Origin of the sequence: Bradyrhizobium manausense (genome assembly GCF_018130615.1) — a bacterium.
Lineage (GTDB): Bacteria > Pseudomonadota > Alphaproteobacteria > Rhizobiales > Xanthobacteraceae > Bradyrhizobium > Bradyrhizobium manausense_A.
Window position 1 is genome coordinate 244,886 of record NZ_JAFCKB010000006.1, and the last position, 21,761, is coordinate 266,646.

The window sequence follows — 21,761 nt, forward strand, 5'->3', positions numbered from 1 at the left end:
CGGTCAGGCCGGTTCGCGGGTCAGGATCAGCGAGGCGTTCTGGCCGCCGAAGCCGAACGAGTTCGACATGACGGCGGTGACGCGGGCGTCGCGCGCCTTGTTGCCGACGACGTCGAACAGGATCGTGGGATCGGGATTGTCGTAGTTGATGGTCGGCGGGATGCGCTGATGCTCCAGCGTCAGCAGCGAGAAGATCGCCTCGACCGCACCCGCGGCCGAGATGGTGTGACCGACCATCGATTTGTTGGAGGTGACGGGAATCTTCTGCAGGAGGTCGCCGAACACGGCCGATGTCGTGTTGTACTCCATCTTGTCGTTTTCGGGCGTGGCGGTGCCATGCGCGTTGATGTGGTCGATCTGGTCCGGCGTCATGCCGGCATCGGCCAGCGTCTTGTTCATGCAGCCGATGATCGGCTTGCCATCGGGCGACGAACGGGTGCGGTGGAAGGAATCGGTGAGCTCGCCGCAGCCGGCGATCACGCCGAGAATCTTCGCGCCGCGTGCGGTCGCGGCCTCATAGCTTTCCAGCACGAGGGCGCCGGCGCCTTCGGCCATGACGAAGCCGTCGCGATTCTTGGAGAAGGGGCGGGAGGCCGCCTGCGGCGGATCGTTCTGGGTCGACAGCGCCGAGAGCAGCGAGAAGCGCACCAGCGCTTCAGGATTCACGGTGCCGTCGGTCGCGACGCACAGCGCCGCATCGGTCTCGCCGCGGCGGATCGCCTCGACGCCGAGTTGGATCGAGGTCGCGCCCGAGGCGCAGGCCGTGGACAGCGAGATCGGCGAGCCCTTGGTGCCGAAGGTCTCGGCGAGGTGGGCGGCAACCGAGCCGAACATGAAGCGGTGATGATAGGCGCTGTACTTGCCGCCGCCGGAAATGCGCAAGAGATCGTCGTAGGTGAAGTCGGGCTTGCCAACGGCGCGGCCGAGCTCGCGGCGCTGCGGCCATTCGACTTCGACCGGCGCAACCGCAAGGAAGAGCGGGCCCGGGAAATCGCCCTTGGCGCCGATGCCGGCTTGCTCGAGAGCTTCCTGGGTGACGAGTTCAGCCATCCGCTCGGAGAGGCCGGTGGAGGAGAACGGATCGACGCTGACGAAATCGACCGTGCCGGCCATCGTGGTCTTCAGCCCATCGATCGGAAAGCGCGTGATGGTGCGGATGCCGGATTCGCCCGCAACGAGCTTGGACCAATTATCAGCCTTGCCAGCGCCGAGCGAGGTCGTGATGCCCATGCCGGTAACGACGACAACGGGACGCCCGAGTTTGTCGCGTGGTGCAGTCATGTCGATCCCCCGCTAGAGCATGATTCGGAAAGGCGTGATGCGGTCTTCCGAAAAGATCATGCTCGAACAATAACCTACTAGGGCGCGACGCGCGCTAGTCAACAGCCTCGACCAGCGCCATGCCTTCGCCGCGCCAGTGTCCGGCTCCCACCACGACAATCTGGGTGGGTGCCCCCTGCATTTCAATCTCGGTCCCCGTGGAATCGTTCGGCGGGAACAGCGCGCCGCGCGAGATTGCCAAGGCGGCCAGCGCAATCCCGAGCGGGAATTGCGTTTCCATGGTGTGCCCGAACATCGTACCGGTCGCGCGCACCGGGAAGTCGGTATGCTTCTTCAGGAAGTCGCGCTCCTCCGAGGTCGCCGGCTCAGCGCCTGACGCCCCCGAGATGATCGCACCCTTGCCCTCGCGCTTCGGCAGCTTGTCCCACAGCTTGTCGAGCGTCGCTTCCATGTCGCCCGACTGCTTGCGACGGGCGAGATCGGTCACCACGCTGGACAGCTTTGCGAACGGCTTTGCGCCGCGCGCTTCCGCATGCGCCTTCGACTCCAGCACCAGGAACGCGCCGGCCGAGCCAAGCGCGAAGCCGGCGTGGTCCTTGCGCTGCCACACGGGGGCGAACTTGTCCTTCAGGTTGAAGTCGCCGAATTCGTAGAGGACCATCAGGTCCTTGCGCTCGCCATTATGCGAGCCGCCCACCAGCGCAATGTCGCTCTCGCCCGAGGCGATCCGCGACAGCGCGATGCGCGCGGCATCGGCGCCCGCAACCTCTTCGCCCATGAAGGTGCGCGAGGTGCCGCCGAGACCGTTGACGATGGCGATGTTGCCGGCGAGCAGATTGGAAAGTTGCGCCAGGAACAGCGTCGGCCGGAGATCGCTCATCAGCCGCTCGTTGAGGAAGCCCGGCGCATTGGCGCCCTTGGCCTCGGCGGTGAGCACGCCGGTGTCGACATTGAGATCGCGCTCGCCGCCGCCGGCAGCCACCACCATGTCGATCTTCGACAGGATGTCCTTGTTGCCCTTGATGCCGGCCGAGTCGAGCGCAAGGCCCGCGGCATAGACGCCGATGCGCTGCCAGGCTTCCATCTGGCGCTGGTCGCCCTTCTTCGGGATCTGGCTGTCGAAGCTGACAGGCAGCAGCGGGTGCACGATGAAAGGCGCAAAGCCCTTCTCGTCGACGTTGACGCGCTTCTCCTGAAGCGCGGTCCAGTTGGCGTCGAGACCTTCGCCGAGCGAGGTGGCAAGACCAATGCCGGTGATCCAGACTTCCGTCTGGCCGGGCTTCGAAGCAGTGTCAGTCATGGCGATATGGCCTGTTGCGGAAAGCCGACGCGCTTGGCGACCGCGTCCATGTATCCGCGCATATCCGAATTGGGGAAGGGGATCAGCGTGAAGGTGAGCGTCGAATTCGCGCGCAGCTTGCCGCCGACCCGGATATTCGCCTCGGTCATGGCATAGCCCGAGCCTTCATGGGCCACGCTCGCCTCGAGGGTCATGAGGTCGCCCGGAAACACCGAGCCGCGGACCTTACCTTCCTTCACGGCGGCGAGAATCGGCATGCGCTCGAATTTCAAGACGCCAAGCAGGAGAAAGCCCGAAGCCTGCGCCATCGATTCGATCAGCAGCACGCCGGGCATCAGAGGATAGCCCGGGAAGTGCCCCTCGAAGATGGTGCTCTCCTTAGGGACCTGGGCCTCGACAACGATCTTCTTCTCGTCGACGTTGAGGTCGACGATGCGATCGATCATGTGGAAGTATTCGAGTTGCATGACCGCCCGATTAGGCGCTCGCGCCCTTGGCGGCAACCAGCTCGTCGATGCGCGCGCACAGATTCTTCAGCACGAAATACTGCTCGGTGGTCGCCTTGCCATCGTTGACTTCCTGGGTCCACTTTTCCAGCGGCAGCTTGATGCCGAACTGCTTGTCGATCGCGAACGCGATGTCCAGAAAATCGAGGCTGTCGATGCCGAGGTCATCGATGGCATGGCTATCCGGCGTGATCGTGTCGCGCGGGATGTCGCAGGTTTCAGCGATGATCGTAGCGACCTGATCGAATGTGGAGGACATCACTAAGCCTTTGATATATTGCAGGTATTTGTCAGATATCCCAGAGTGGCACGGTGGGTGGGCGTCGCGCCCCGAATGACGCCCTCTAACCCCCCTCTGGACGGGTCGAAAGCCCGTATATCGGAGCGCCGCCCTGAGTTCAATGGAGCCGGACAGGGCCCAGGGACAGGGCTGGGGATGCCGTCCTGGAGGGCCTCCAGGCGGGGTTGGCCCCCGTGGGGAGTCCGTCAGTGGCGGGCCGGGCCTAGATGTGCGGCGTCGTGATCTTGACGCAGTCCCGCCGGCCCATCAGCACGCAATCCTGCGTCCGGCGCAGATCGGCGATGCTGACCGCAAGCCAGATCCCGATGGCAGTCAGTGCGATGGTGAAGGCGAGCGCCGCGATATTGGCGAGCATGCGATGGCGGAAGTCGTCCGGCTCATCGCGGGGTTGTTCATAGCGCGACAAATCGAGCGGTTCGGGCGCTGCCGCACGGAGCGGCTGTACGATACCACCGCCCCGGTGGATCACAGGGGAGGGCGTCGTTCGCGGCCTGAACTGGAGCACTCGGTGCTCGTCGTCCGAGGTTATGGGCCGCTGGGACTTCATGGGGTAGGGATTACTCCGAAGCAGCGATTTTTAGATAGCACAGGCGATACGGGGGTTGCAGAAAATCTTCTCGTTGCGCGGTCGTGCCGGGACGTCGCGACTGCTTTTCGGAGCGGGTTGTCATCCGAACGCCAAGGACGTGCGAGTTGCGCTGCAACACCAACCGGGACGACGGACTCAGAGCCGCGAACCCATGTTGCCGCCGCGCGGCCCATGGCATAATCGGGAACCCGGACCACAATTTGCCACCAGATGAGAGGCCGTTCGATCATGACCACCAACGCGCGCGAGCCGAGAGTGCATCCGGTGTCGATCCTGTCGCTCCGGCCGACGCAGATGACGGTCGGCATGCGCGAGGTCAAGGAGAAGCGCAAGCGCTGGCGCGAGCATGGCAAGAAAAAGCAGTCCGACCTCCTCGGCACCCACATGATCCCCGTCGTGGCCGGACCTGACGGACGCTACTACGTGATCGACCACCACCATCTCGGCCGCGCATTGCATGACGAGGGCATCAAGCAGGTATTGGTCACCGTGGTCGGCGATCTCCGCATGGTCGAACGCGAAGCTTTCTGGGGCGTGATGGACAACAAGCGCTGGGTCTATCCTTACGACAGCAAGGGCGAGCGTCGCCCGTTCCGCGATCTGCCGAAATCGGTCGCCGACCTCAAGGATGATCCATTTCGCAGCCTCGCCGGCGAGCTCCGCCGCATGGGCGGCTTCGCCAAGGACACCACGCCGTTCTCCGAGTTCCTGTGGGCCGATTTCCTGCGCCGCAAGCTGACGCGCAAGGCGGTGGACGCCAATTTCGACAAGGCGCTGGAAAAGGCGCTGGCCGCGGCCAAGAGCAAGGATGCGGTCTATCTGCCCGGCTGGTGCGGACCGGCGTCGGACGATTGAGGCGCTGACGCGCGCATCAGTCGCGCTGGAAGATCTTGGCGCCGGGGTAAGCACGCCGGGCGTACGTCACGACCAGCGCGCGGTCCTGGGTCTCCAGGAAGGGCGTACGGATGCGGCACGATCCGACGATGAGGTGCCAGAGACCATTGAGCCTTTGGATGACGATCTTCATTTGAGTATTCCTCGAAGGCACTGCATGCAAGCAAATGCTGCTTGTCACGGTAGCCCTGCGATTCCCGATCGTGATCGCGGGTTTGAAATTCCCGCTACCGCCCGGCTCGTCGCAAGACGACGGCCATACTTATGAGTTGGTGGCTGCACGCGGTTCGGCGAACCGGATCTGATCACAGCCGCTTGAACGCAATCATTTTCCGCGCCGACGAAACCGTCCTGAAACAGAGCCGCCTCAACGTTGGGTCTCGAGCTCACACAGGAGGCTCACATGCGCCGTCTGGTTTTCGCAATTGCCTTGCTCGCGGTCGCTTCAGCAGGAATCTCGGCCTCGTTTGCCGCGGTCCATCAGGCCAGAACACTGACATTTGCCGAGCGCTTTGCTCCCGCGCTTCCGCTGATGGTGAATCACTAGATCATTTCGGATTTGGCAGGCCGGGTGAGGACAGCAATCGCTCCATCTCAGCTGCGGCCTCGCCATCGCGCACCTTTTGCAGCAGCGTGTGACGCTCGGTGCCGGCCGGCAGACTTTTGGCGGCGGCGCGGGCGTCCTGCGTGAACTTGGTCAGGCGTTCCTGGAGGGACAGGGCCGGTCGCGTACGATTGCGCTTCTTTGTCATGGTTGGGCCTTTCGCGCACCAAGCCAACCATGTGCGGGCAAGCCGCGTCCTTAACTTTTGTTGGAACCGGGAAAGGCGATTGCGGGTTTTATTGCGACGGCGCAGCTGCGCCGCGGATTGCAATAGAGTTCCACTTCACGCGACCGGAGCTAGCCCCAGGTGCCCAGCGACACGATCCGCGCGGCGCTCATCAGACGCCTGCGCGTCTCGTCCGCGATCACGGACGAGGACATCAAGGAGATCGAAGCTCTCCCGATCTCGGTGCGGCAGTATCCCGCCGAGATGGCGGTGGTGCGCGATGGCGAGCGTGCGACTGACTGCTGCCTGATCGTGGACGGCTTCTGTGCGCGCTCCAAGACGATCGCGAGCGGCAAGCGGCAGATCCTTTCACTCCACATCCCCGGCGAAATTCCTGATCTGATGAGCCTGTTCCTGCACGTGATGGACCATGACCTCTCGACGCTGACGCCGGCAACGCTGGGCTTCATTAGCCACGACAATTTGCAGAAGCTGCATCGCCGCAGCCCCGAGGTTGCCGAGATGTTTTGGCGCGATACGCTGACCGATGCTGCGATGTTCCGCGAATGGATCGTCAATGTCGGCCAGCGTCCTGCGCCGGCGCGGCTCGCCCACGTCATGATCGAGTTGCGCGAACGCCTCAGGCTCATCGGTCGTTTGGACGGCGACAGCTTCGAGATGCCGCTGACGCAGGAGCAGATCGGCGAGGCCTTGGGGATCACCGCCGTGCACGCCAATCGGGTGATCAAGCAGGTGCGGCAGGACGGTATCGTCGAGTTCAATCGCGGACGCGTCACCGTGCTCGACGAGCGGAAATTTCAGGAACTAGCGGATTTCGACGGCCGTTACCTGCATCAGTCGCCAACCCTTTGAGGCGCCCGATGCCCCGATTCCACTTCGACATCCACGAGGACAGCCGCCTCATTCCGGATGAGGACGGACAGAACTTTGCCAATGTGGAGGTTGCGCGCAAGGAAGCGATGTTGACCGGCGCATCCATTGCCCGCGAGGCGTTCCTGGCCGGCAGTGCCGATCATGTCGTCGTGGACGTGCGCGAGGACGAACATACGCCATGCCTAAAGATCTCGATCACGCTCGAAGTCGAAGAGCTGGCGGACGACTAATCCAGAACGATTTCATCGCGCAAGACGCGGACGGCGCGCGATTGTTCCTATCGATCGCGAAGTTATTTCGACATGCAGGGGTAACCTACGTTAGCGACATCTGCGCCATCGAAGCGCAGCTTGGCTGCAAGGACGGAGGCTGCCCATGATCAAGAAGCGCAATCGCCGGAAGCAGGCCGTATCCCTGAACGACCGATTGCAGCAGGCGACAGTGGCGGCGCGCAAGGCTGCGGGGAGACTTCCGCAGGGCATGGCGCGGGACTGCATGTTGCAGAAGGCGCGCCAGGCGGAGACCGCGCGGTGCATCAATGCATGGTTGGCCTCGTCCGGCCAGCCGATGCCGAAGTGAACGGCGACGTGGACCGCCGAGAAAATAGTATGGACCGCAAAGCGGCGTGCCTGCTGCAAGCCGCTGCCTGCCGCGAGCGGGCCGCGGCCGATCCCCTCAATCACGATTATTGGGTCGATGAAGCGATCAAATGGCTGGAGCTCGCGCATGCGCCCGCGACTCCCGTGGTCGTGACGATCGAGTTGCGTCCGAATGACCGATGCGTCGATATCATTTCGAACCAGTCGAGGTCGACCGCGTCACCGATACGCATGGAACACGAGGGAAAACACAATGAGTGATCGGCGGCCCCGGGCGGCTTGCGATCGCGTAAACTCGCTGGCGGGTAGGAACGAAATTAACATGGGTTACTTTATCCGTCAGGGGTCCCGGGACGGGGAATGATGATGCCCAGGTTCTACTTCAACGTTCGTAACGGCAATCGTTTGGACGACCGCGACGATCTTGGCCAGGAGCTTCCGGATCGACGCACGGCGTGGGAAATCGCGACGCGCTATGCCGCCGACAGCTTGCGAGACCTCGATGGTGACTTGCTGCCGGACGATGACTGGCAGCTGGAGGTGCGGACGGAAGACGGCGCGCGCATTTTCCAGATCTTGATACATGCGAGCCAGGACTGAGACAATTGCCCGGATTTGGAACGCGCGTATCCGAGGGCGATTTCGACGGACATACAACCTAAGCGCCGACTGAGGCTGAAGTCGACGATCGCCTACGACTGCCGCTGGCTCCAGTAATCGTCGAGTGTCGGCGTCTCCATGTCGAAACGATCGCGAATGGTCGCGCAGGTGCTGCCGCCGAGTCTTGCGATGGCATCGAGCCGGGCCGGATCAATGCGCAGGCGCTCGGCATCGACGACGTCGGCGTGATAATGCGCGAACAAGATCTCGCCCATGATGATCTGGCGCGACTTGCCGAGCTCCAGCGTGATATGGCGGCGGCATTCGAACGCCGCCGGCGCCTCCTTGATCCAGGGCGACGCTACGGTCTTGCCTGGCATCGCGGTCAGGCCTGCGGCTTTCAACTCATCGTGCTCCGGTGCGAACGGCACGGCGCAGACATGCATCGCCTCGGCAATCGCGTGCGAGACGATGTTGACGGTGAAGACCTCGGTCAAGCGGATGTTGAGACCGGTGTCCTTGAACCGCATGTCCGGATGGTTCTCGACCCCGAGCGCGAGGATCGGGGGATCGGCCGACAGACAATTGAAGAAGCTGAACGGCGCTGCGTTGATCCTCCCTTGCGGATCGACGGTCGTCACCAGCGCGATCGGCCGCGGCACGACCGTGCCGATCAGCAGCTTGTATTTGTCGCGGGCGGACAGTTCGCGGAAGTCGAACGTCACGTCCCCGGGGTCGTGAGCACTGGTGTCCATCGTTCCTCTCAGGCCGGAACGGCGGTCGAACCGGCGACCACCGCGCATTTGTCGGGGCAATTATCAGCGCTTCAAACCAATATGCGAGCGGAAGATTTGAGCAAAGACCGCCACGTTTACCGGTGGTCTTCGTGCGGCTCCTCCGTGCCGCCGAGCGCCCGGTGCACGTGGCGCTCGATGCGGCGGCCGATCGTGAGCAATATGAAAGCCAGCGCCAGCGCGACCGCGACGGTCTTCCATTGCCCGGCGCCGCAGACGATTCCGAGGCAGGCGGCCAGGAAGGTGCATGCCGCGCTGGTCAGCCCACGGACTCGAAACCGGTCGCTTTCGTGGACGATGACGCCGGCCCCGAGGAAGCCGATGCCGGTGAGGATACCCTGAATGACCCGGCTCGTGGCATCGACGACCTTGCCGGGCTCGGCGAGTTGCAGCGCAAGCAGCACGACGGTTGCCGTGGAGAGGCCGACGATGCCGAGCGTCTTGAGCCCGATCGGCTTGCCGTTCAGATCGCGATTGAGCCCGATCGCGCTGCCGGCAAGCGTCGCAACGCCGAGGCGCAGCAGGATTTCGGGCCAGTCGAGCTCGGTCATCGCTTCCGGTCACTGCTTGGGCAGGCGTCCCATCAGATAGAATTCGTCATTCGGCCGCATGCCGGTGAAATTTGCCAGCCGGTTCGACAATCCGAAGAAGGCCGAGATCGCGGCGATGTCCCAGATGTCGTCGTCACTGAAGCCATGGGGGCTGAGGGCTGCGAAATCCTCCTCCGAGCTCCGTTGCGCGTCCGCGGAGATCTTCATCGCGAAATCGAGCATCGCTCTCTCGCGCGGCGTGATGTCGGCCTTGCGATAGTTGGTCGCGATCTGGTCGGCAATCAGCGGGTTCTTGGCGCGGATGCGCAGGATCGCGCCATGGGCGATCACGCAATACTGGCACTGGTTGGCGGCCGAAGTTGCCACCACGATCATCTCGCGCTCAGCCTTGGTGAGGCCGCCATCCTTCTCCATCAGCGCGTCGTGATAGGCGAAGAACGCGCGGAACTCGTCGGGCCGGTAGGCCAACGTCAGGAACACGTTGGGCACGAAGCCGCTCTTCTCCTGCACGGCGAGGAGACGTGTGCGGATATCGTCTGGGAGCGTGTCGATCGCTGGGGCGGGGAAGCGTTGTGCGGCGGGCTTTGTCATGGGCATGATTCCGGCTTGGGGCCTGGAAACATAATCCATGCGGACGAGCGCCTCAACGTGCCTGCTGCAATGCCGGTTGGAGAAGTGGCGCTGTCACTCATACTCCGTCGTTGCGAGCGGAGCGAAGCAATCCAGAGTCTTTCCTCGGTGGGATTCTGGATTGCTTCGCTGCGCTCGCAATGACGGGTTGGTGAACCAGCGAGGCCTCACCGCAGCGGCTTCTTCAGCAGCGAGAAGCGGTCTGGATCGAGCCCCATCGAGGGCTGCAGCATTGGCGTTTCCGCCGGCGCGAGCGTCTTGGTGGGCGGCGCCTGGAACACCGGATCGTTCGGCGCGGAGTCGCGGTTCGAGGTCGCACCGCGCCAGCGTTCCAGCACCGCGCCGACGAAATGCATGTCATGGCCCGACGTGACGGACGGCACGCTCGAGATGGTGGCCTCGCCGCGCGGCAGCTGGTGCGGCGGCACCTCCTTGAAGCGCAGACGCGTCGGCAGGGCGACGCCTTCGCCGAACGCCAGGACTTCGCGGGTGCCGAGCGACGGCACGAAGGACAAGAGATTGGCGGCCGCGTCCGACACCGCGGCGCGCAGCAGCGCCTGGTCGCGGTCGTTGGCAAGACGCATCGTGAACAGCGTGTTGCACTGGGAGATGATGGTGGCGTCGAGCTCGGCCGGGCGCTGGGTAATCAGGCCGAGATAGACGCCGTATTTGCGGCCTTCCTTGGCGATGCGCGAGACCGCCTTGCGGGTCGGGCCGAAGCCGACATTGCGGTCGGCGGAGGCGTAGCGGTGCGCCTCTTCGCAGACGAACAGCAGCGGCGAGACGCCGTCGCTCCACAGACCGAAATCGAAGGCCATGCGGCAGAGCACCGAGACGACGGAATCGATGACTTCGGCCGGGAAGCCGGCGAGCTGCATCACCGTCATCGGCTTGCCGTTGGCGGGCAGGCGGAACAGATGGCTGATCACCTCGGCCATGGTGTCGCCGCCGACATTGGCGTTGTCGAACATGAAGGCGTAACGCGGATCGTTGCGCACGGCTTCGATGCGCGAGATCAGCTTGTGATAGATGATGCGCGAGGAGCGGTTTTCCAGCTTGCCCATGCGCTCGTCGATCAGCGACATCAGGTCGACCAGCCGGTACGGCACCGGCGTGTCGACGGTGTAGCCGACCTGCTTGGGGTCGATGCGCTTCAGACCGATGCGGTCGGCGTTCTGGTACTGGGTATAGACGCCCTTGGCGAGCGGGATGACTTCCGCAAGGATGTCGAGCTCGTCGGGTACGCCGGCGCGGCCGCCGAACAGGACGTCGACGATTTCCTCGAAATTGAACAGCCAGAACGGCAGCTTCAGGTTTCGCGGGTTGAGCACCAGCGCGCGATCGCCGAAGCAGCGGCCATATTCGTTGTGTACGTCGAGCAGGAAGATGCGCAGGTTCGGGCGCGCCTTCAAGATCTCGTTGAGCAGCAGCGACACGCCGGTGGATTTGCCGACACCGGTCGATCCCAGCACCGCAAAGTGTTTCGAGAGCATTTCCTCGACGTCGACATAGGCGACGACCGAACGGTCCTGCTGGAGGAAGCCGACATTGATCTGGTCAGAGCCGGTCGGCGCGTAGATCGTGCGCAGCTCCTGGCTCGTGATCAGGTCGACGGCATCGCCGATGGTCGGGTAGTTGGTGACGCCGCGCTGGAATTTGGCCTTGTCGGCCGCATTGAGGATCTCGCCGAGCAGATCGACCGAGGCGATCGCGATGTAGTTGTCGTTGCTCGACAAATTCTCGCAGGACACCTCGGTGATCATGGCGACGATGACCGAGCTGGCGCAGCGGATGCTGACGAAACGGCCGACGGTCGCCCGAACCTCCGAGATCGGCATCTGGCTTTGCGCCAGAAGCCCCACCCGGGCGAGCGATCCGCGTACCGAAATCACGCGTCCAAAAGATGTCACGATGGATAAACCTGAGACGACAGAATTGTTTGCCCGACTATGCGCGGCGGTCGCTGGACAAACGGTTAAACGACAGGCGCGGGCGCTTTGTTAAATCCGTGACAATTCGGCTGCGAGCTTTGTTCCTAATTCCTGTTCGTGGGTGCAAACGGCTTGAAAATGCTGCCTTTTCTCTCACGCCTCCGGTTCCATTTCGCTTTAAGGAAGATTTTACCATTCGGGCAGTCCGTCGATCGTTCGGGGGACGGCTGGTCACGTCGGGAGCGCGCCTTCGCCGCGGACCGGCACGTGTTGATTTGTTGACGAGACCTAATCATTTGTACATTAGTACAAATGAGCCCGCGGCCCCCGAGTGCCGCCCGGGCGCGCCCGTGAACGTTTGCGCCCCGCGTACGATCCCGTGAACAGGATCGCCGTGCCTCTGGAGGACACCATGCAGCCTGAACCGATCCTTGATCTCGCCCATCTCGGCCATATGGAGCTGTTGACGCCGAAGCCCGACGAGAGCCTCAAATTCTTCGTCGACGTCATGGGCATGACGGTGAGCGGGCAGAAGGGCGAGTCGGTCTATCTGCGCGGCTGGGACGATTACGAGCGCTACTCCCTCAAGCTGACGGCCTCGAACACCTCGGGCATGGAGCACATGGCGCTACGCGCGCGCAGCCAGCAGGCACTGGAGCGCCGCGTCGCCGCGCTGAAGGGCTCGGGCTTCGACATCGGCTGGATCGACGGCGACATGGGGCAGGGGCCGACGTTCCGCTGCAGGGACCCCGATGGTCACATCGTCGAGCTCTATTACGAGACCGAATGGTATCAGGCGCCGCCGGAGCTCAAGCCCGCACTGAAGAACCAGGCACAGCGCTTTCCCGCGCGTGGCGTCAACGTTCGCCGTCTCGATCATCTCAACTGTCTCGCCGTCGACATCAAGGCCAACCGCGAGTTCTTCGAGAATTACCTCGGCTGCCGCCTCACCGAGCAGATCGTGCTCAACGACGGCCGGGAAGCGGCGATGTGGCTGACCATGTCGAACAAGAGCTACGATTTCGCCTATTCGCTCGATCATTCCGGGACGCCCGGCCGCTTCCATCACGTCACCTACGCGCTCGACAGCCGCGAGGAGATTCTTCGCGCTGCCGACATCTTCCTGGAGAACGGGGTGCACATCGAGACCGGCCCGCACAAGCACGCGATCCAGCAGACTTTCTTCCTCTATGTCTACGAGCCCGGCGGCAACCGCGTCGAAGTCGCCAATGCCGGTGCGCGGCTGATCCTCGCACCGGACTGGAAGCCGATCGTGTGGACCGAAGAAGAGCGCAAGAAGGGCCAGGCGTGGGGCCTGAAGACGATCGAGTCCTTCCACACCCACGGCACGCCGCCGGTGGAGATGAAGAAGCACGGCTGAGTTGGATCTCATTCAGTGTCATTCCGGGGCGACGCGAAGCGGCGAGCCCGGAATCCATGACCCCGGCTGGTGATTATGGATTCCGGGCTCCCTCGCTACGCTCGGGCCCCGGAACGACGGAGTGAATCGTCTAGTGCACCGACGCCCGTACTCGCGCGATTGTCTCGCGGACGCCGGTCCAGGCTGGCTTGTCGGGTGCGAACTGCCTGCGCAGGAAGCTGACGAGCTCCTCGACCTGCGCGTCGCTCATGCTATTCCCAAACGCGGGCATGTAGCCGAGATCGCTGGAGGCGGGATCAGTGATGCCGTGCAGGATTACCTGCACGAGATTGTCCGCTGTTACGCTGTGCAGATTGCTGTTGAGCGCGAGCGAGGGCCGGCTGCCGAACAGCGGCAGGCCGCCGACCTCGTGGCAGACCGCGCACGCGCCCAGATAAAGCCGCGCGCCGGCGGATGAGGCAACGGTGACTTGCGTTGCGCTCTCAAGCCTTGCGGCAATTGCGGGCGCATCCGTCGCGGTGTCATTGAACGAGCCGAGATAGACGGCCATCGCACGGATGTCGGGGTCGGGCAGGGCCTTGAGGTCCCTGACAACAGGCGCCATCGGGCCGGCGGCGACGCCGTGATGGCGCGAATGGCCGGTACGCAAATAGGCGAACAGTTCGTCCTCGCTCCATGGGATCGGTGTATGCGAGAGCGAAGTGAGCGGTGGTGCCTCCCAGCCTTCGGCAAGGCCGCCGGCGAGATAAGCCTGGCGCTGCTCGGCGCCAAATGCATTGCGCGGCGAATGGCAGGCGCTGCAATGGCCAAGGCTCTCGACCAGATAGGCGCCGCGATTCCAGGCCTCGGACTTCGCGGGATCGGGCTTGAACTCCTTGGTGTCGTGAAACAACGCATTCCAGCCTGCGAGCAGCGGGCGTAGGTTGAATGGGAAAGTAAGCGCATTCGGTGGTGCCGTCGCGCGCACTGCAGGCTGTGCGATCAGGTAAGCGTAGAGCGCCTGCATGTCGGCATCGCTGGTCTTGGCGAAATGCGTGTAGGGGAAGGCTGGGTAGAGCTGCCGTCCGTCGCGATGCAAGCCGTCGCGCATCGCACGCTCGAAGGCCGGATAGGACCAGGCGCCGATGCCGGTCTCGACGTCGGGCGTGATGTTGGTCGAATAGATTGTGCCGAATGGGGTCTCCAGCGCACGGCCGCCGGCGTTGAGCACGCCATTGAGGCTGGTGTGGCACTCCGCGCAATTGCCGAGCGCGGCAAGCTGCTGACCGCGCGCAATCGTCGCGGCGGAATAGACCGATGCATCAGGGCGTGCGATCGGCGCGATGGCGCGGCCGGGCAGGAGCGCCGCGCCGACGCCGATCGCGGCGGTGCAGACGGCCGCGATCGTCGCGACAATGCCGGCGCGTCTTGCGAGCGGATTTTCCCAGATACGAGACGGTCTTGGCGCAGCCGGTGCGGGCAAGGCTTGAGGTGCGGGCGATGTCTCACCGCGCAGGCCCCTCAGGATGCGCTCCGGCGTGAACGGCGGTTCGCGGAAGCGCACGCCGGTTGCATCGAAGATCGCATTGGCAATCGCCGCCGCGCTCGGCACCGAGGCGGACTCGCCGACGCCGAGCGGTGGCTGATCCTGCCGCGGCAGCATCAACACGTCGATCTTGGGCACATCGGGGAAGGGGATGATGGGATAGGCGCCCCATTCGCGCGCTGCCACCGCGCCACGCTCGAACGAGACCTCCTCCATCAGCGCCCGGCTGGTGGACTGGATGACGTTGCCGTGGATCTGGTGGCGCACGCCGTCCGGATTGATCATCAGGCCGGAATCCTGCCCGGCGACGACGCGCGTGACGCTGACGTCGCCGGTGGTCTTGTTCACGGCAACGTCGGCGACCCACGCGGACCAGGCCGCGCCATAGCCCGGGAATTTGCTGTGGACATAGAGCGCGTAGGCAAAGCCGCGTCCATGCAGGACCTCGCCATATTTCTCCTCGCGGACCGGCCGCGGCGTCCAGCCGGCGCGCTCGGCCACCGCATTGACGAGATCGACGGCGCGCTGGTCTTTCAGATATCGCAAGCGATATTCGATGGGATCGACGCCGGCCTCGGTCGCGACCTCGTCGATATAGGATTCATGCGCGAAGGTGTTCGGCAGCGCCGAGACGCCGCGGAACCAGGAGGCGCGCACGATCGGCGCCATGTCATGCGCGACGACGCGCATATGGTCGTAGTCATAAGGCGGGATCGCGGTACGGTCGCCCATCTGCAGCACTATGGGCTCGGACGGAATGCGTCCGGTGAGCAGGAGGGCAAGCGTCGGTGCCGCGTTCGACGGATAGCGTGTGGCGAGGTCGTACCCCGCGATGCCGCCATTGGCGTCGAGCCCGCCGTTGACGTCGATCAGCTGCGCGGTGCCCTTCGGCTCCCAGGCGTGCTCCTGCTCGCGCGTCAGTTGCACCCGCACCGGGCGGCCGACCGCGCGTGACAGCAGCAACGCATCCGCAGTGACGTCGTCGGCACAATTGCGGCCGTAGCAGCCAGCGGCCTCGAGACGGAAGACGTCGACCTCGCTCTCCGACCGCTCGACGAGCAGAGCGAGATCGCTGCGCAGCACATGCGGGTTCTGCGTGCCGGACCAGACACGGATATTGCCGTCCTGAAAGTCGGCGACCGCGCAGGACGGGCCGATCGAGGCGTGCATCTGGTACGGCCAGACGTAGGTGCGCTGCATCGGCCTGGCCGCGCCTGAGATCGCCGCATCGACGTCGCCCTTGTCGATCAGCGTGCGCGGCGTCGACGGATTGGCGCGCAGCGCGGTCTCGACATCGGCGAGATCAGTCAGCGCGGGTGTCGGCTTCCAGCTCACCGCGAGCTGCTCGGCAGCCCGGATCGCATTCTCCTCGCGCTCGGCGACGACGCCGACGAAATCGCCGATGCGTACGACGGCGACGAGGCCGGGGACGTCGCGCACGGAGGATTCGTCCACCGCGATCAGGCTGGTGCCGACGAACGGGCCGGCATCGACGCCGGAGTACGGTGGACGCACCACGCGGCCGTGCAGCATGCCGGGTACGCGGACGTCATGCACGAAGGTCGGCTCGCCCGTCGCCTTGGCAGGAAGGTCGACGCGCGGCATCGACTGGCCGACGATGGCGTAATCGCCGACGGCCTTGACGGTGACGTCATCGGCAAGTTCGAGGCGAATGGTCTCGCCGCCGATCAACTCTCCATAGCTGACGCTGCGATTGTGGCCACGCACGAGGCCGTCTTCGATCTTCAGCTCGTCTGCCGGCAGCTCCAGCCGCTCGGCCGCGCGCGCGATCAAAAAGTGCCGCGCCTGGGCTGCCGCCTTGCGCAGAGGCACGGCGGTGATCTGGATGGTCTCGCTCGCGATCGTCGCGCCCTGGTTCGGTACAACGGCGGTGTCGCCGAGCACGACCACAACACGGGCAAAGGATACGTCCAGCTCTTCGGCGACGATCTGGCCGAGTGCCGTGCGGATGCCGGTGCCGAGATCGACATGGCCGTTATAGGCGGTGACCGAACCGTCGGCGGTGATCCGCACGAAGGTCTCGGACGTGACCTCGTCCACGGTGCGGACGACGACGAGCGAGCCCCGCTCTGTTTCGTTCGAGAGAAGGGATGCCATCAATCACCGGCCCCGGCGAGCTGGCCAGAGGCGCGCATCACGGCGCGCAGGATTTCGACATGCGTGCCACAGCGGCAGAGATTATAGCGCAGCGCGGCGAGCGCCTCCTGTTCGGTCGGCTGCGGGTTGATCGCAAGCAGCGCCTTGGTGGTCATGATCATGCCGTTGAGGCAGTAGCCGCATTGCGCGGCCTGCTCGTCGATGAAGGCCTGCTGCACGACATCAGGTTTGTCGATTGTGCCGAGTCCTTCGAGCGTCACGATGTCGCGGTCAGCGCAACCACCGACCGGAATCACGCAGGAGCGGGCTGCGACGCCGTCAACCAGGACAGTGCAGGTGCCGCACTCACCCAAGCCGCAACCGTATTTCGGGCCGTTGAGCCCGAGATCATTGCGCAGCACATAGAGCAGCGGCGTCTGGCGCTCTGCCGCGACGTCGTGGATCCTGCCATTCACGGTAAGGCGGATCGGTGGCTGCGTCATCCTCGTTCCCAAACCCTGCGGTCACAAAAATCGTGCGTCGCGACGATACCGTTTGTACACAAACGTGCAAGCGGCCATGCCGCAGTGCAGCGCGACTGCCCGCTTTGTGGACAAAGCCGGCAGGCAAATGAGGTTTTATTCGGCAGGCGTATCTTTTGGCGCTCGGCGCCGCTTGACAGCTATCAGGACCGCGCGCAACATCGTTCGTATACGAATGATAACCGCAGTGTCTGCCGGCTCTCACATGGTGATGGAAACAACAAGCGCTGCCACCGACAAGATCCGCTGCGATGCCTGTCCGGTAATGTGCTACATCAAGCCGGGCGCGGCGGGCGCCTGCGATCGCTACGCCAACCACGACGGCAAGCTCGTCCGCGTCGATCCCCATGTGATCCTGCAGCGCACCGTCGAGCATGGCGGCAAGCTGGTGCCGTTCAGCCGCACCGAAGAGTGGGACGGCAAGATCGTCCACGAGCCCTCGACCTTCGTCACCGCGATCGGCGCGGGCACGACCTATCCGGACTACAAGCCGGCGCCTTTCATCGTCTCCTCCGAGGTTGATGGGGTCGACATGGTGACCGTCGTCACCGAGGGCATCTTCTCCTATTGCGGCATCAAGGTGAAGATCGACACCGACCGCTATCTCGGGCCCGAAACCGCCACCGTCCGTGCGCAGGGCGAGGCGGTCGGCCATGTCACCACCAGCGAATACGGATCGCAGATGCTGTCGCTCGGCGGCGTGCATCATCTCACCGGCGGCTCCAAGAAAGAGGGCCGCGTCACCTGCGACACGCTGATGGACCTCGCCAATTGCAAGGCGGTGGAGCTCACTATCGACGGCGGTGCGAGCGTGGTGGTGCAGGCCGGCCGGCCGCCGATCGTCAACGGCGTGAAAGAAGTACGCATGCGCGTCGGCTGCGGCTCGGCGACGATCGGTATGTTCGCCAAGCAATGGCACGGCAAGGTCGATGAGGTCGTCGTGGTCGACGACCACATCACCGGCGTGCTCTCAGAGCACCAGGCCGGCAAGCTGCTCGATATTGCCGACACCGGCATCAAGATGAAGGGCCGACGCTCGACGCCCGGCCGCTATTTCCAGGTTGCGGATCCCGGCACGGGCTGGGGCGGCACCAATATCTCCGATCCGCTGGCGATCCTCGGTCCGTTCGACGCCAAGGAGGCCAAGCCTGGCCTTTCCATGCTGATGGTCTCCACGACCGGCGAGCATTCGTCCTACTATGTGCTCGACGAGGCCTTGAAGCCGGTCGAGACTGAGATGCCGGCCGACCTGAAATTCTCGGTCGAGCGCATTCAGGAGAATTGCGAGCCGGCGCTGTGTACGGTGCTGTTCATGGCGGGCGCCGGCGGTTCCCTACGTGCCGGCGTCACCGACAATCCGGTGCGGCTGACGCGCTCGGTGAAGGATGCCCTGACCCGCGTCACCAGCGGCGGCGCGGCAGTTTATGTCTGGCCAGGCGGCGGCATCACTTACATGGTCGATGTGACGCAAATGCCGGCGGGCGCATTCGGCTACGTGCCGACGCCGGCGCTGGTCGCACCGATCGAATTCACGATGAGGCTGACCGACTATGCCGCGCTGGGCGGGCACATGGATTACGTGAAACCGCTTGCGGACGTGCAAGGCGGCGACGACGTCCGTCAGCTGCCCTGGCAGAACCCGATTCCGGGACCGCGGCCATGACGAGGCTCCCGCAAATCGCTTTGCTGTCTGATGGCCGGCGGCTGCATTTGCAGGATGGACCGATTGATCTGATCATTGAGGCGAGGGGACACGCGGACGAGGTGCATGCGGCTTATGAGGCTGCGGCACGCCGGTTCAGCGGGCTTCTCGACGAGCTCTGTGCGGAACTGCCGGAACTGAGGAGCGCGGCTGCGAAGCAGACTTCCCTGAAGGGCGTGGTGGCACGGCGGATGCACGCCGCTGTCGCTCCCTATACAGCTAACTGCTTCATTACACCGATGGCCGCGGTTGCTGGCAGCGTGGCTGAGGAGATTCTCGGCGCGATGCTGAACGCTGCATCGGTCGACCGGGTCTACGTCAACAATGGGGGCGACATCGCGCTGCATCTCGGACGGGGCCAGCATTTTTCGGTAGGGTTCCTGGATCGGCCTGACAGCGATGGCGTCATGCGCACCATGAAGATCGATGCGAATGATCCGGTTCGCGGCGTCGCCACCAGCGGCCGCCACGGCCGCAGCTTTTCGCTCGGCATTGCCGATGCAGTGACGGTGCTTGCGGCGACCGCGTCGCAGGCCGATGCGGCGGCGACGGTCATTGCCAATGCCGTCGATCTGCCCGGGCATCCCGCCGTCACAAGGCAACCCGCCAACGAGCTTCAGCCCGACAGCGATCTCGGCGCGCGTCTCGTCACCCGCGGTGTCGGCGAATTGTCGCCGAGTGAGATTGCCTCCGCCCTTGAATCTGGCGCGGAATGTGCACGGCAATTGTTCGATCGTGGATTGATCGAGGGTGCCGTGCTGCGGCTTTGTGGTGATATGATTGTCATCGGAACCAAGGATATGGAAGAGCAACGAACGCGCCCGCTGGTGCTGCAGAACGCGCTCGATGCCTGAACAGGGAAGCGAAGCATGAGCGCGGTCATCCGCAAGATCGTCACCGTCGTCGAAGAGACGCAGATGGAGATGGGGCGGCAAGTCTCGCCGCCGACCCGGCGCGCGGCCGCGATCGCCGTCATCGAAAATCCCTTTGCCGGAAAATACGTCGAGGATCTCTCGCCGCTGATTGCGATCGGCGAGGAGCTTGGTGAGCTCCTGTCGAAGCGCGCGGTGGCAGCGCTCGGTATCGACGGCGCGAAGGCGCAGAGCTATGGCAAGGCCGCGGCCGTCGGCGAGAACGGCGAGCTGGAGCACGCCGCCGCCATCCTTCACCCGAAGATGGGCGCGCCGGTGCGGAAAGTGCTGAGCAAGGGGGCGGCGCTGATCCCGTCGTCGAAGAAGCGCAGCGGTCCCGGTACGACGCTGGATATTCCGCTCGGCCACAAGGACGCGGCTTTCGTGCGCAGCCATTTCGACGGCATGGAAGTGCAGATCAACGACGCGCCGCGCGCCAACGAGATCATGGTCGCGGTTGCCGTCACCGACAGCGGCCGTCCGCTGCCGCGCGTCGGCGGGCTGACGGTCGCGGAGATCAAGGGCGAAGACGGTTTGAGATAAAGCAGGATCCGGAGACGCGGGCACAGCGTCTCCGGCAAGATCGTGGTCGAGACACAAGGTTCAAAACTGGAGGTTGGGATGCGAGCAAGAAATTATTTCGTCGGCGCGGCCTTTGCGCTTCTGGCAGCCGGCATGGGCCATTCGGCCCTGGCGCAAGACATCAAGATCGGCGAGATCAACAGCTATTCACTGCTGCCGTCCTTCACCGAGCCCTATCGCAAGGGCTGGCAGCTCGCGGTCGAAGAAATCAACGCGGCCGGCGGCATCAACGGCAAGAAGCTCGTCGTCGTCTCCAAGGACGACGGCGGCAAGCCGGCGGATGCGCAGACCGCGGCCAACGAGCTCGTCTCCAGCGAAGGCGTCGCAATGCTGACGGGGACCTTCCTGTCCAACATCGGCCTCGCGGTCTCTGACTTCGCCAACCAGAAGAAGGTGTTCTTCCTCGCGGCCGAGCCGCTGACGGACGCCGTGACGTGGTCGAAAGGCAACAAATACACTTTCCGCCTGCGTCCCTCCAACTACATGCAGGCCGCGATGCTGGTCGAAGCCGCCAGCAAGCTGCCGGCCAAGCGCTGGGCGACGATCGCGCCGAATTATGAATATGGCCAGTCGGCCGTCGCGGTGTTCAAGAAGCTGATGTCGGAGAAGCGCCCCGATATCCAGTGGGTCGATGAGCAGTGGCCGCCGCAGGGCAAGATCGACGCGGGTCCGGTGGTGCAGGCAGTGGCGCAGGCCAATCCTGAAGCGATCCTCAACGTCACCTTCGGTCCGGATCTCGTCAAGCTCGTGCGCGAAGGCAACACCCGCGGCCTGTTCAAGGGACGCGAGGTCGTGTCGTTCCTGACCGGCGAGCCCGAATATCTCGATCCGCTGAAGGACGAAACGCCGGAGGGTTGGATCGTGACCGGTTATCCCTGGTACTCGATCAAGACGCCCGAGCATGACGCGTTCCTGAAGGCGTATCAGGCCAAGTACAACGACTATCCGCGCCTCGGCTCGATCGTCGGCTACCAGACCATCAAGGCGGCCGCCGCCATCCTGGCGAAAGCGGGCTCGACCGATACCGACAAGATGATCGCGGCGGCTGAAGGCATCTCGATGCCGTCACCGTTCGGCGAGATCACCTTCCGCAAGATCGACCATCAATCGACGCTCGGCGCCTTCGTCGGCAAGACCGCGCAGAAGGACGGCAAGGGCGTGATGGTGGATGCATCCTACAAGAAGGGGGCGGACTATCTGCCCAGCGATGCCGAAGTCGAAAAGCTGCGGCCGAAGGATTAGTCCCCGTTGCCGTAGGGTGGGTTAGCCGAAGGCGTAACCCACCACGTTCTGCACCCGCAGAACCAGAAGAGGTGGGTTACGCCCAGCGAACTGCGCTTCGCGCAGTCGCAAGGCTAACTCACCCTACGAAGCTCACTCT

At 64.0% G+C, this 21,761-nt stretch carries 25 protein-coding genes; 12 read left to right on the forward strand and 13 right to left on the reverse strand.

Features of this window, described 5'->3' with window-relative positions; genetic code table 11:
- Positions 1 to 3 precede the first annotated feature (3 nt).
- The 5 genes from JQ587_RS14395 to JQ587_RS14415 form a co-directional block, all read right to left on the reverse strand.
- A complete protein-coding gene (locus JQ587_RS14395; RefSeq protein ID WP_212302562.1) occupies positions 4 to 1,281 on the reverse strand; it encodes a beta-ketoacyl-ACP synthase in 1,278 nt (425 codons plus the stop codon).
- A 94-nt stretch (positions 1,282 to 1,375) separates the two neighbouring features.
- Positions 1,376 to 2,581 (reverse strand): beta-ketoacyl-ACP synthase, encoded by a 1,206-nt coding sequence (locus JQ587_RS14400; RefSeq protein WP_212425712.1) that lies wholly within the window; start codon positions 2,579 to 2,581, stop codon positions 1,376 to 1,378.
- Complete coding sequence (locus JQ587_RS14405; protein ID WP_212425713.1) at positions 2,578 to 3,048, reverse strand: 3-hydroxyacyl-ACP dehydratase FabZ family protein; 471 nt, start codon at positions 3,046 to 3,048, stop codon at positions 2,578 to 2,580. The genes JQ587_RS14400 and JQ587_RS14405 overlap by 4 nt, the downstream gene beginning before the upstream one ends.
- A gap of 10 nt (positions 3,049 to 3,058) precedes the next feature.
- Positions 3,059 to 3,346 (reverse strand): acyl carrier protein, encoded by a 288-nt coding sequence (locus JQ587_RS14410; RefSeq protein ID WP_007592476.1) that lies wholly within the window; start codon positions 3,344 to 3,346, stop codon positions 3,059 to 3,061.
- Between the two features lie 244 nt (positions 3,347 to 3,590).
- Complete coding sequence (locus tag JQ587_RS14415) at positions 3,591 to 3,935, reverse strand: hypothetical protein (RefSeq protein ID WP_212302565.1); 345 nt, start codon at positions 3,933 to 3,935, stop codon at positions 3,591 to 3,593.
- A 270-nt stretch (positions 3,936 to 4,205) separates the two neighbouring features.
- Between JQ587_RS14415 and JQ587_RS14420 the strand changes: the two genes are divergently transcribed.
- The gene (locus JQ587_RS14420) at positions 4,206 to 4,832 is read left to right on the forward strand and encodes a ParB-like protein (RefSeq protein WP_212302566.1); all 627 of its coding nucleotides are present in this window, start codon (positions 4,206 to 4,208) and stop codon (positions 4,830 to 4,832) included.
- 16 nt (positions 4,833 to 4,848) lie between these two features.
- Here the strand turns inward: JQ587_RS14420 and JQ587_RS14425 are convergent, their stop codons facing one another.
- On the reverse strand, positions 4,849 to 5,004 hold the full coding sequence (locus JQ587_RS14425) for a hypothetical protein (protein ID WP_194476480.1): 156 nt from the start codon (positions 5,002 to 5,004) through the stop codon (positions 4,849 to 4,851).
- Between the two features lie 270 nt (positions 5,005 to 5,274).
- Here JQ587_RS14425 and JQ587_RS14430 point away from each other — a divergent pair, with 270 nt between their 5' ends.
- A complete protein-coding gene (locus tag JQ587_RS14430) occupies positions 5,275 to 5,418 on the forward strand; it encodes a hypothetical protein (protein WP_212425714.1) in 144 nt (47 codons plus the stop codon).
- A 1-nt stretch (position 5,419) separates the two neighbouring features.
- Here the strand turns inward: JQ587_RS14430 and JQ587_RS14435 are convergent, their stop codons facing one another.
- Positions 5,420 to 5,623: a hypothetical protein gene (locus JQ587_RS14435; protein WP_212302568.1), complete on the reverse strand. Its 204-nt coding sequence runs from the start codon at positions 5,621 to 5,623 to the stop codon at positions 5,420 to 5,422.
- Positions 5,624 to 5,782: 159 nt separating this feature from the next.
- Here JQ587_RS14435 and JQ587_RS14440 point away from each other — a divergent pair, with 159 nt between their 5' ends.
- From JQ587_RS14440 to JQ587_RS14460, 5 genes are all read left to right on the forward strand, one after another.
- Complete coding sequence (locus JQ587_RS14440; protein WP_212302569.1) at positions 5,783 to 6,514, forward strand: Crp/Fnr family transcriptional regulator; 732 nt, start codon at positions 5,783 to 5,785, stop codon at positions 6,512 to 6,514.
- 8 nt (positions 6,515 to 6,522) lie between these two features.
- On the forward strand, positions 6,523 to 6,765 hold the full coding sequence (locus JQ587_RS14445) for a DUF6894 family protein (RefSeq protein ID WP_212302570.1): 243 nt from the start codon (positions 6,523 to 6,525) through the stop codon (positions 6,763 to 6,765).
- 145 nt (positions 6,766 to 6,910) lie between these two features.
- Positions 6,911 to 7,114 (forward strand): hypothetical protein, encoded by a 204-nt coding sequence (locus tag JQ587_RS14450; protein ID WP_212302571.1) that lies wholly within the window; start codon positions 6,911 to 6,913, stop codon positions 7,112 to 7,114.
- Positions 7,078 to 7,395, forward strand: a complete 318-nt coding sequence (locus JQ587_RS14455) for a hypothetical protein (RefSeq protein ID WP_212425715.1) — start codon at positions 7,078 to 7,080, stop codon at positions 7,393 to 7,395. Before JQ587_RS14450 ends, JQ587_RS14455 begins: the two co-directional genes overlap by 37 nt.
- 99 nt (positions 7,396 to 7,494) lie before the next feature.
- Entirely contained in the window at positions 7,495 to 7,734 is a 240-nt protein-coding gene (locus JQ587_RS14460; protein ID WP_212302573.1) for a DUF6894 family protein, read from the forward strand.
- 92 nt (positions 7,735 to 7,826) lie between these two features.
- On the opposite strand, the gene JQ587_RS14465 is transcribed toward JQ587_RS14460, so the two are convergent.
- From JQ587_RS14465 to JQ587_RS14480, 4 genes are all read right to left on the reverse strand, one after another.
- Entirely contained in the window at positions 7,827 to 8,489 is a 663-nt protein-coding gene (locus JQ587_RS14465) for a flavin reductase family protein (protein WP_212302574.1), read from the reverse strand.
- 116 nt (positions 8,490 to 8,605) lie between these two features.
- Positions 8,606 to 9,079: an MgtC/SapB family protein gene (locus JQ587_RS14470; RefSeq protein ID WP_212302575.1), complete on the reverse strand. Its 474-nt coding sequence runs from the start codon at positions 9,077 to 9,079 to the stop codon at positions 8,606 to 8,608.
- Between the two features lie 9 nt (positions 9,080 to 9,088).
- A complete protein-coding gene (locus JQ587_RS14475; RefSeq protein WP_212302576.1) occupies positions 9,089 to 9,670 on the reverse strand; it encodes a peroxidase-related enzyme in 582 nt (193 codons plus the stop codon).
- A gap of 206 nt (positions 9,671 to 9,876) precedes the next feature.
- On the reverse strand, positions 9,877 to 11,619 hold the full coding sequence (locus tag JQ587_RS14480) for an ATP-binding protein (protein ID WP_212302577.1): 1,743 nt from the start codon (positions 11,617 to 11,619) through the stop codon (positions 9,877 to 9,879).
- Between the two features lie 433 nt (positions 11,620 to 12,052).
- Between JQ587_RS14480 and JQ587_RS14485 the strand changes: the two genes are divergently transcribed.
- Positions 12,053 to 13,021, forward strand: coding sequence for a catechol 2,3-dioxygenase (locus JQ587_RS14485; RefSeq protein WP_212302578.1), 969 nt, complete (start codon positions 12,053 to 12,055; stop codon positions 13,019 to 13,021).
- A 130-nt stretch (positions 13,022 to 13,151) separates the two neighbouring features.
- Here JQ587_RS14485 and JQ587_RS14490 read toward each other — a convergent pair whose 3' ends face one another.
- Entirely contained in the window at positions 13,152 to 16,664 is a 3,513-nt protein-coding gene (locus JQ587_RS14490; RefSeq protein WP_212425716.1) for a molybdopterin cofactor-binding domain-containing protein, read from the reverse strand.
- The gene (locus JQ587_RS14495) at positions 16,664 to 17,146 is read right to left on the reverse strand and encodes a (2Fe-2S)-binding protein (protein WP_212425717.1); all 483 of its coding nucleotides are present in this window, start codon (positions 17,144 to 17,146) and stop codon (positions 16,664 to 16,666) included. Before JQ587_RS14495 ends, JQ587_RS14490 begins: the two co-directional genes overlap by 1 nt.
- Before the next feature lie 244 nt (positions 17,147 to 17,390).
- Here JQ587_RS14495 and JQ587_RS14500 point away from each other — a divergent pair, with 244 nt between their 5' ends.
- The 4 genes from JQ587_RS14500 to JQ587_RS14515 all read left to right on the forward strand — a co-directional run bounded on the left by JQ587_RS14500 (position 17,391) and on the right by JQ587_RS14515 (position 21,622).
- Entirely contained in the window at positions 17,391 to 18,848 is a 1,458-nt protein-coding gene (locus JQ587_RS14500) for a 6-hydroxynicotinate reductase (RefSeq protein ID WP_212425808.1), read from the forward strand.
- The gene (locus JQ587_RS14505) at positions 18,845 to 19,741 is read left to right on the forward strand and encodes a UPF0280 family protein (RefSeq protein WP_212425718.1); all 897 of its coding nucleotides are present in this window, start codon (positions 18,845 to 18,847) and stop codon (positions 19,739 to 19,741) included. The genes JQ587_RS14500 and JQ587_RS14505 overlap by 4 nt, the downstream gene beginning before the upstream one ends.
- A 15-nt stretch (positions 19,742 to 19,756) precedes the next feature.
- Positions 19,757 to 20,341, forward strand: coding sequence for an amino acid synthesis family protein (locus JQ587_RS14510; RefSeq protein WP_212302582.1), 585 nt, complete (start codon positions 19,757 to 19,759; stop codon positions 20,339 to 20,341).
- 78 nt (positions 20,342 to 20,419) lie between these two features.
- Positions 20,420 to 21,622, forward strand: a complete 1,203-nt coding sequence (locus JQ587_RS14515) for an ABC transporter substrate-binding protein (RefSeq protein ID WP_212302583.1) — start codon at positions 20,420 to 20,422, stop codon at positions 21,620 to 21,622.
- The last annotated feature ends 139 nt before the right edge of the window (positions 21,623 to 21,761 follow it).

What these genes read in the sequence shown, in the direction of transcription:
- JQ587_RS14475 (WP_212302576.1), bottom strand. Translation starts at nt 9,670, where the DNA reads ATGACAAAGCCCGCCGCACAACGCTTCCCCGCCCCAGCGATCGACACG.
- JQ587_RS14395 (WP_212302562.1), bottom strand. Translation starts at nt 1,281, where the DNA reads ATGACTGCACCACGCGACAAACTCGGGCGTCCCGTTGTCGTCGTTACC.
- JQ587_RS14435 (WP_212302568.1), bottom strand. Translation starts at nt 5,623, where the DNA reads ATGACAAAGAAGCGCAATCGTACGCGACCGGCCCTGTCCCTCCAGGAA.
- JQ587_RS14405 (WP_212425713.1), bottom strand. Translation starts at nt 3,048, where the DNA reads ATGCAACTCGAATACTTCCACATGATCGATCGCATCGTCGACCTCAAC.
- JQ587_RS14460 (WP_212302573.1), top strand. Translation starts at nt 7,495, where the DNA reads ATGATGATGCCCAGGTTCTACTTCAACGTTCGTAACGGCAATCGTTTG.
- JQ587_RS14510 (WP_212302582.1), top strand. Translation starts at nt 19,757, where the DNA reads ATGAGCGCGGTCATCCGCAAGATCGTCACCGTCGTCGAAGAGACGCAG.
- JQ587_RS14415 (WP_212302565.1), bottom strand. Translation starts at nt 3,935, where the DNA reads ATGAAGTCCCAGCGGCCCATAACCTCGGACGACGAGCACCGAGTGCTC.
- JQ587_RS14515 (WP_212302583.1), top strand. Translation starts at nt 20,420, where the DNA reads ATGCGAGCAAGAAATTATTTCGTCGGCGCGGCCTTTGCGCTTCTGGCA.
- JQ587_RS14410 (WP_007592476.1), bottom strand. Translation starts at nt 3,346, where the DNA reads ATGTCCTCCACATTCGATCAGGTCGCTACGATCATCGCTGAAACCTGC.
- JQ587_RS14400 (WP_212425712.1), bottom strand. Translation starts at nt 2,581, where the DNA reads ATGACTGACACTGCTTCGAAGCCCGGCCAGACGGAAGTCTGGATCACC.
- JQ587_RS14450 (WP_212302571.1), top strand. Translation starts at nt 6,911, where the DNA reads ATGATCAAGAAGCGCAATCGCCGGAAGCAGGCCGTATCCCTGAACGAC.
- JQ587_RS14425 (WP_194476480.1), bottom strand. Translation starts at nt 5,004, where the DNA reads ATGAAGATCGTCATCCAAAGGCTCAATGGTCTCTGGCACCTCATCGTC.
- JQ587_RS14445 (WP_212302570.1), top strand. Translation starts at nt 6,523, where the DNA reads ATGCCCCGATTCCACTTCGACATCCACGAGGACAGCCGCCTCATTCCG.
- JQ587_RS14500 (WP_212425808.1), top strand. Translation starts at nt 17,391, where the DNA reads ATGGTGATGGAAACAACAAGCGCTGCCACCGACAAGATCCGCTGCGAT.
- JQ587_RS14465 (WP_212302574.1), bottom strand. Translation starts at nt 8,489, where the DNA reads ATGGACACCAGTGCTCACGACCCCGGGGACGTGACGTTCGACTTCCGC.
- JQ587_RS14470 (WP_212302575.1), bottom strand. Translation starts at nt 9,079, where the DNA reads ATGACCGAGCTCGACTGGCCCGAAATCCTGCTGCGCCTCGGCGTTGCG.
- JQ587_RS14490 (WP_212425716.1), bottom strand. Translation starts at nt 16,664, where the DNA reads ATGGCATCCCTTCTCTCGAACGAAACAGAGCGGGGCTCGCTCGTCGTC.
- JQ587_RS14430 (WP_212425714.1), top strand. Translation starts at nt 5,275, where the DNA reads ATGCGCCGTCTGGTTTTCGCAATTGCCTTGCTCGCGGTCGCTTCAGCA.
- JQ587_RS14495 (WP_212425717.1), bottom strand. Translation starts at nt 17,146, where the DNA reads ATGACGCAGCCACCGATCCGCCTTACCGTGAATGGCAGGATCCACGAC.
- JQ587_RS14420 (WP_212302566.1), top strand. Translation starts at nt 4,206, where the DNA reads ATGACCACCAACGCGCGCGAGCCGAGAGTGCATCCGGTGTCGATCCTG.
- JQ587_RS14505 (WP_212425718.1), top strand. Translation starts at nt 18,845, where the DNA reads ATGACGAGGCTCCCGCAAATCGCTTTGCTGTCTGATGGCCGGCGGCTG.
- JQ587_RS14485 (WP_212302578.1), top strand. Translation starts at nt 12,053, where the DNA reads ATGCAGCCTGAACCGATCCTTGATCTCGCCCATCTCGGCCATATGGAG.
- JQ587_RS14455 (WP_212425715.1), top strand. Translation starts at nt 7,078, where the DNA reads ATGGTTGGCCTCGTCCGGCCAGCCGATGCCGAAGTGAACGGCGACGTG.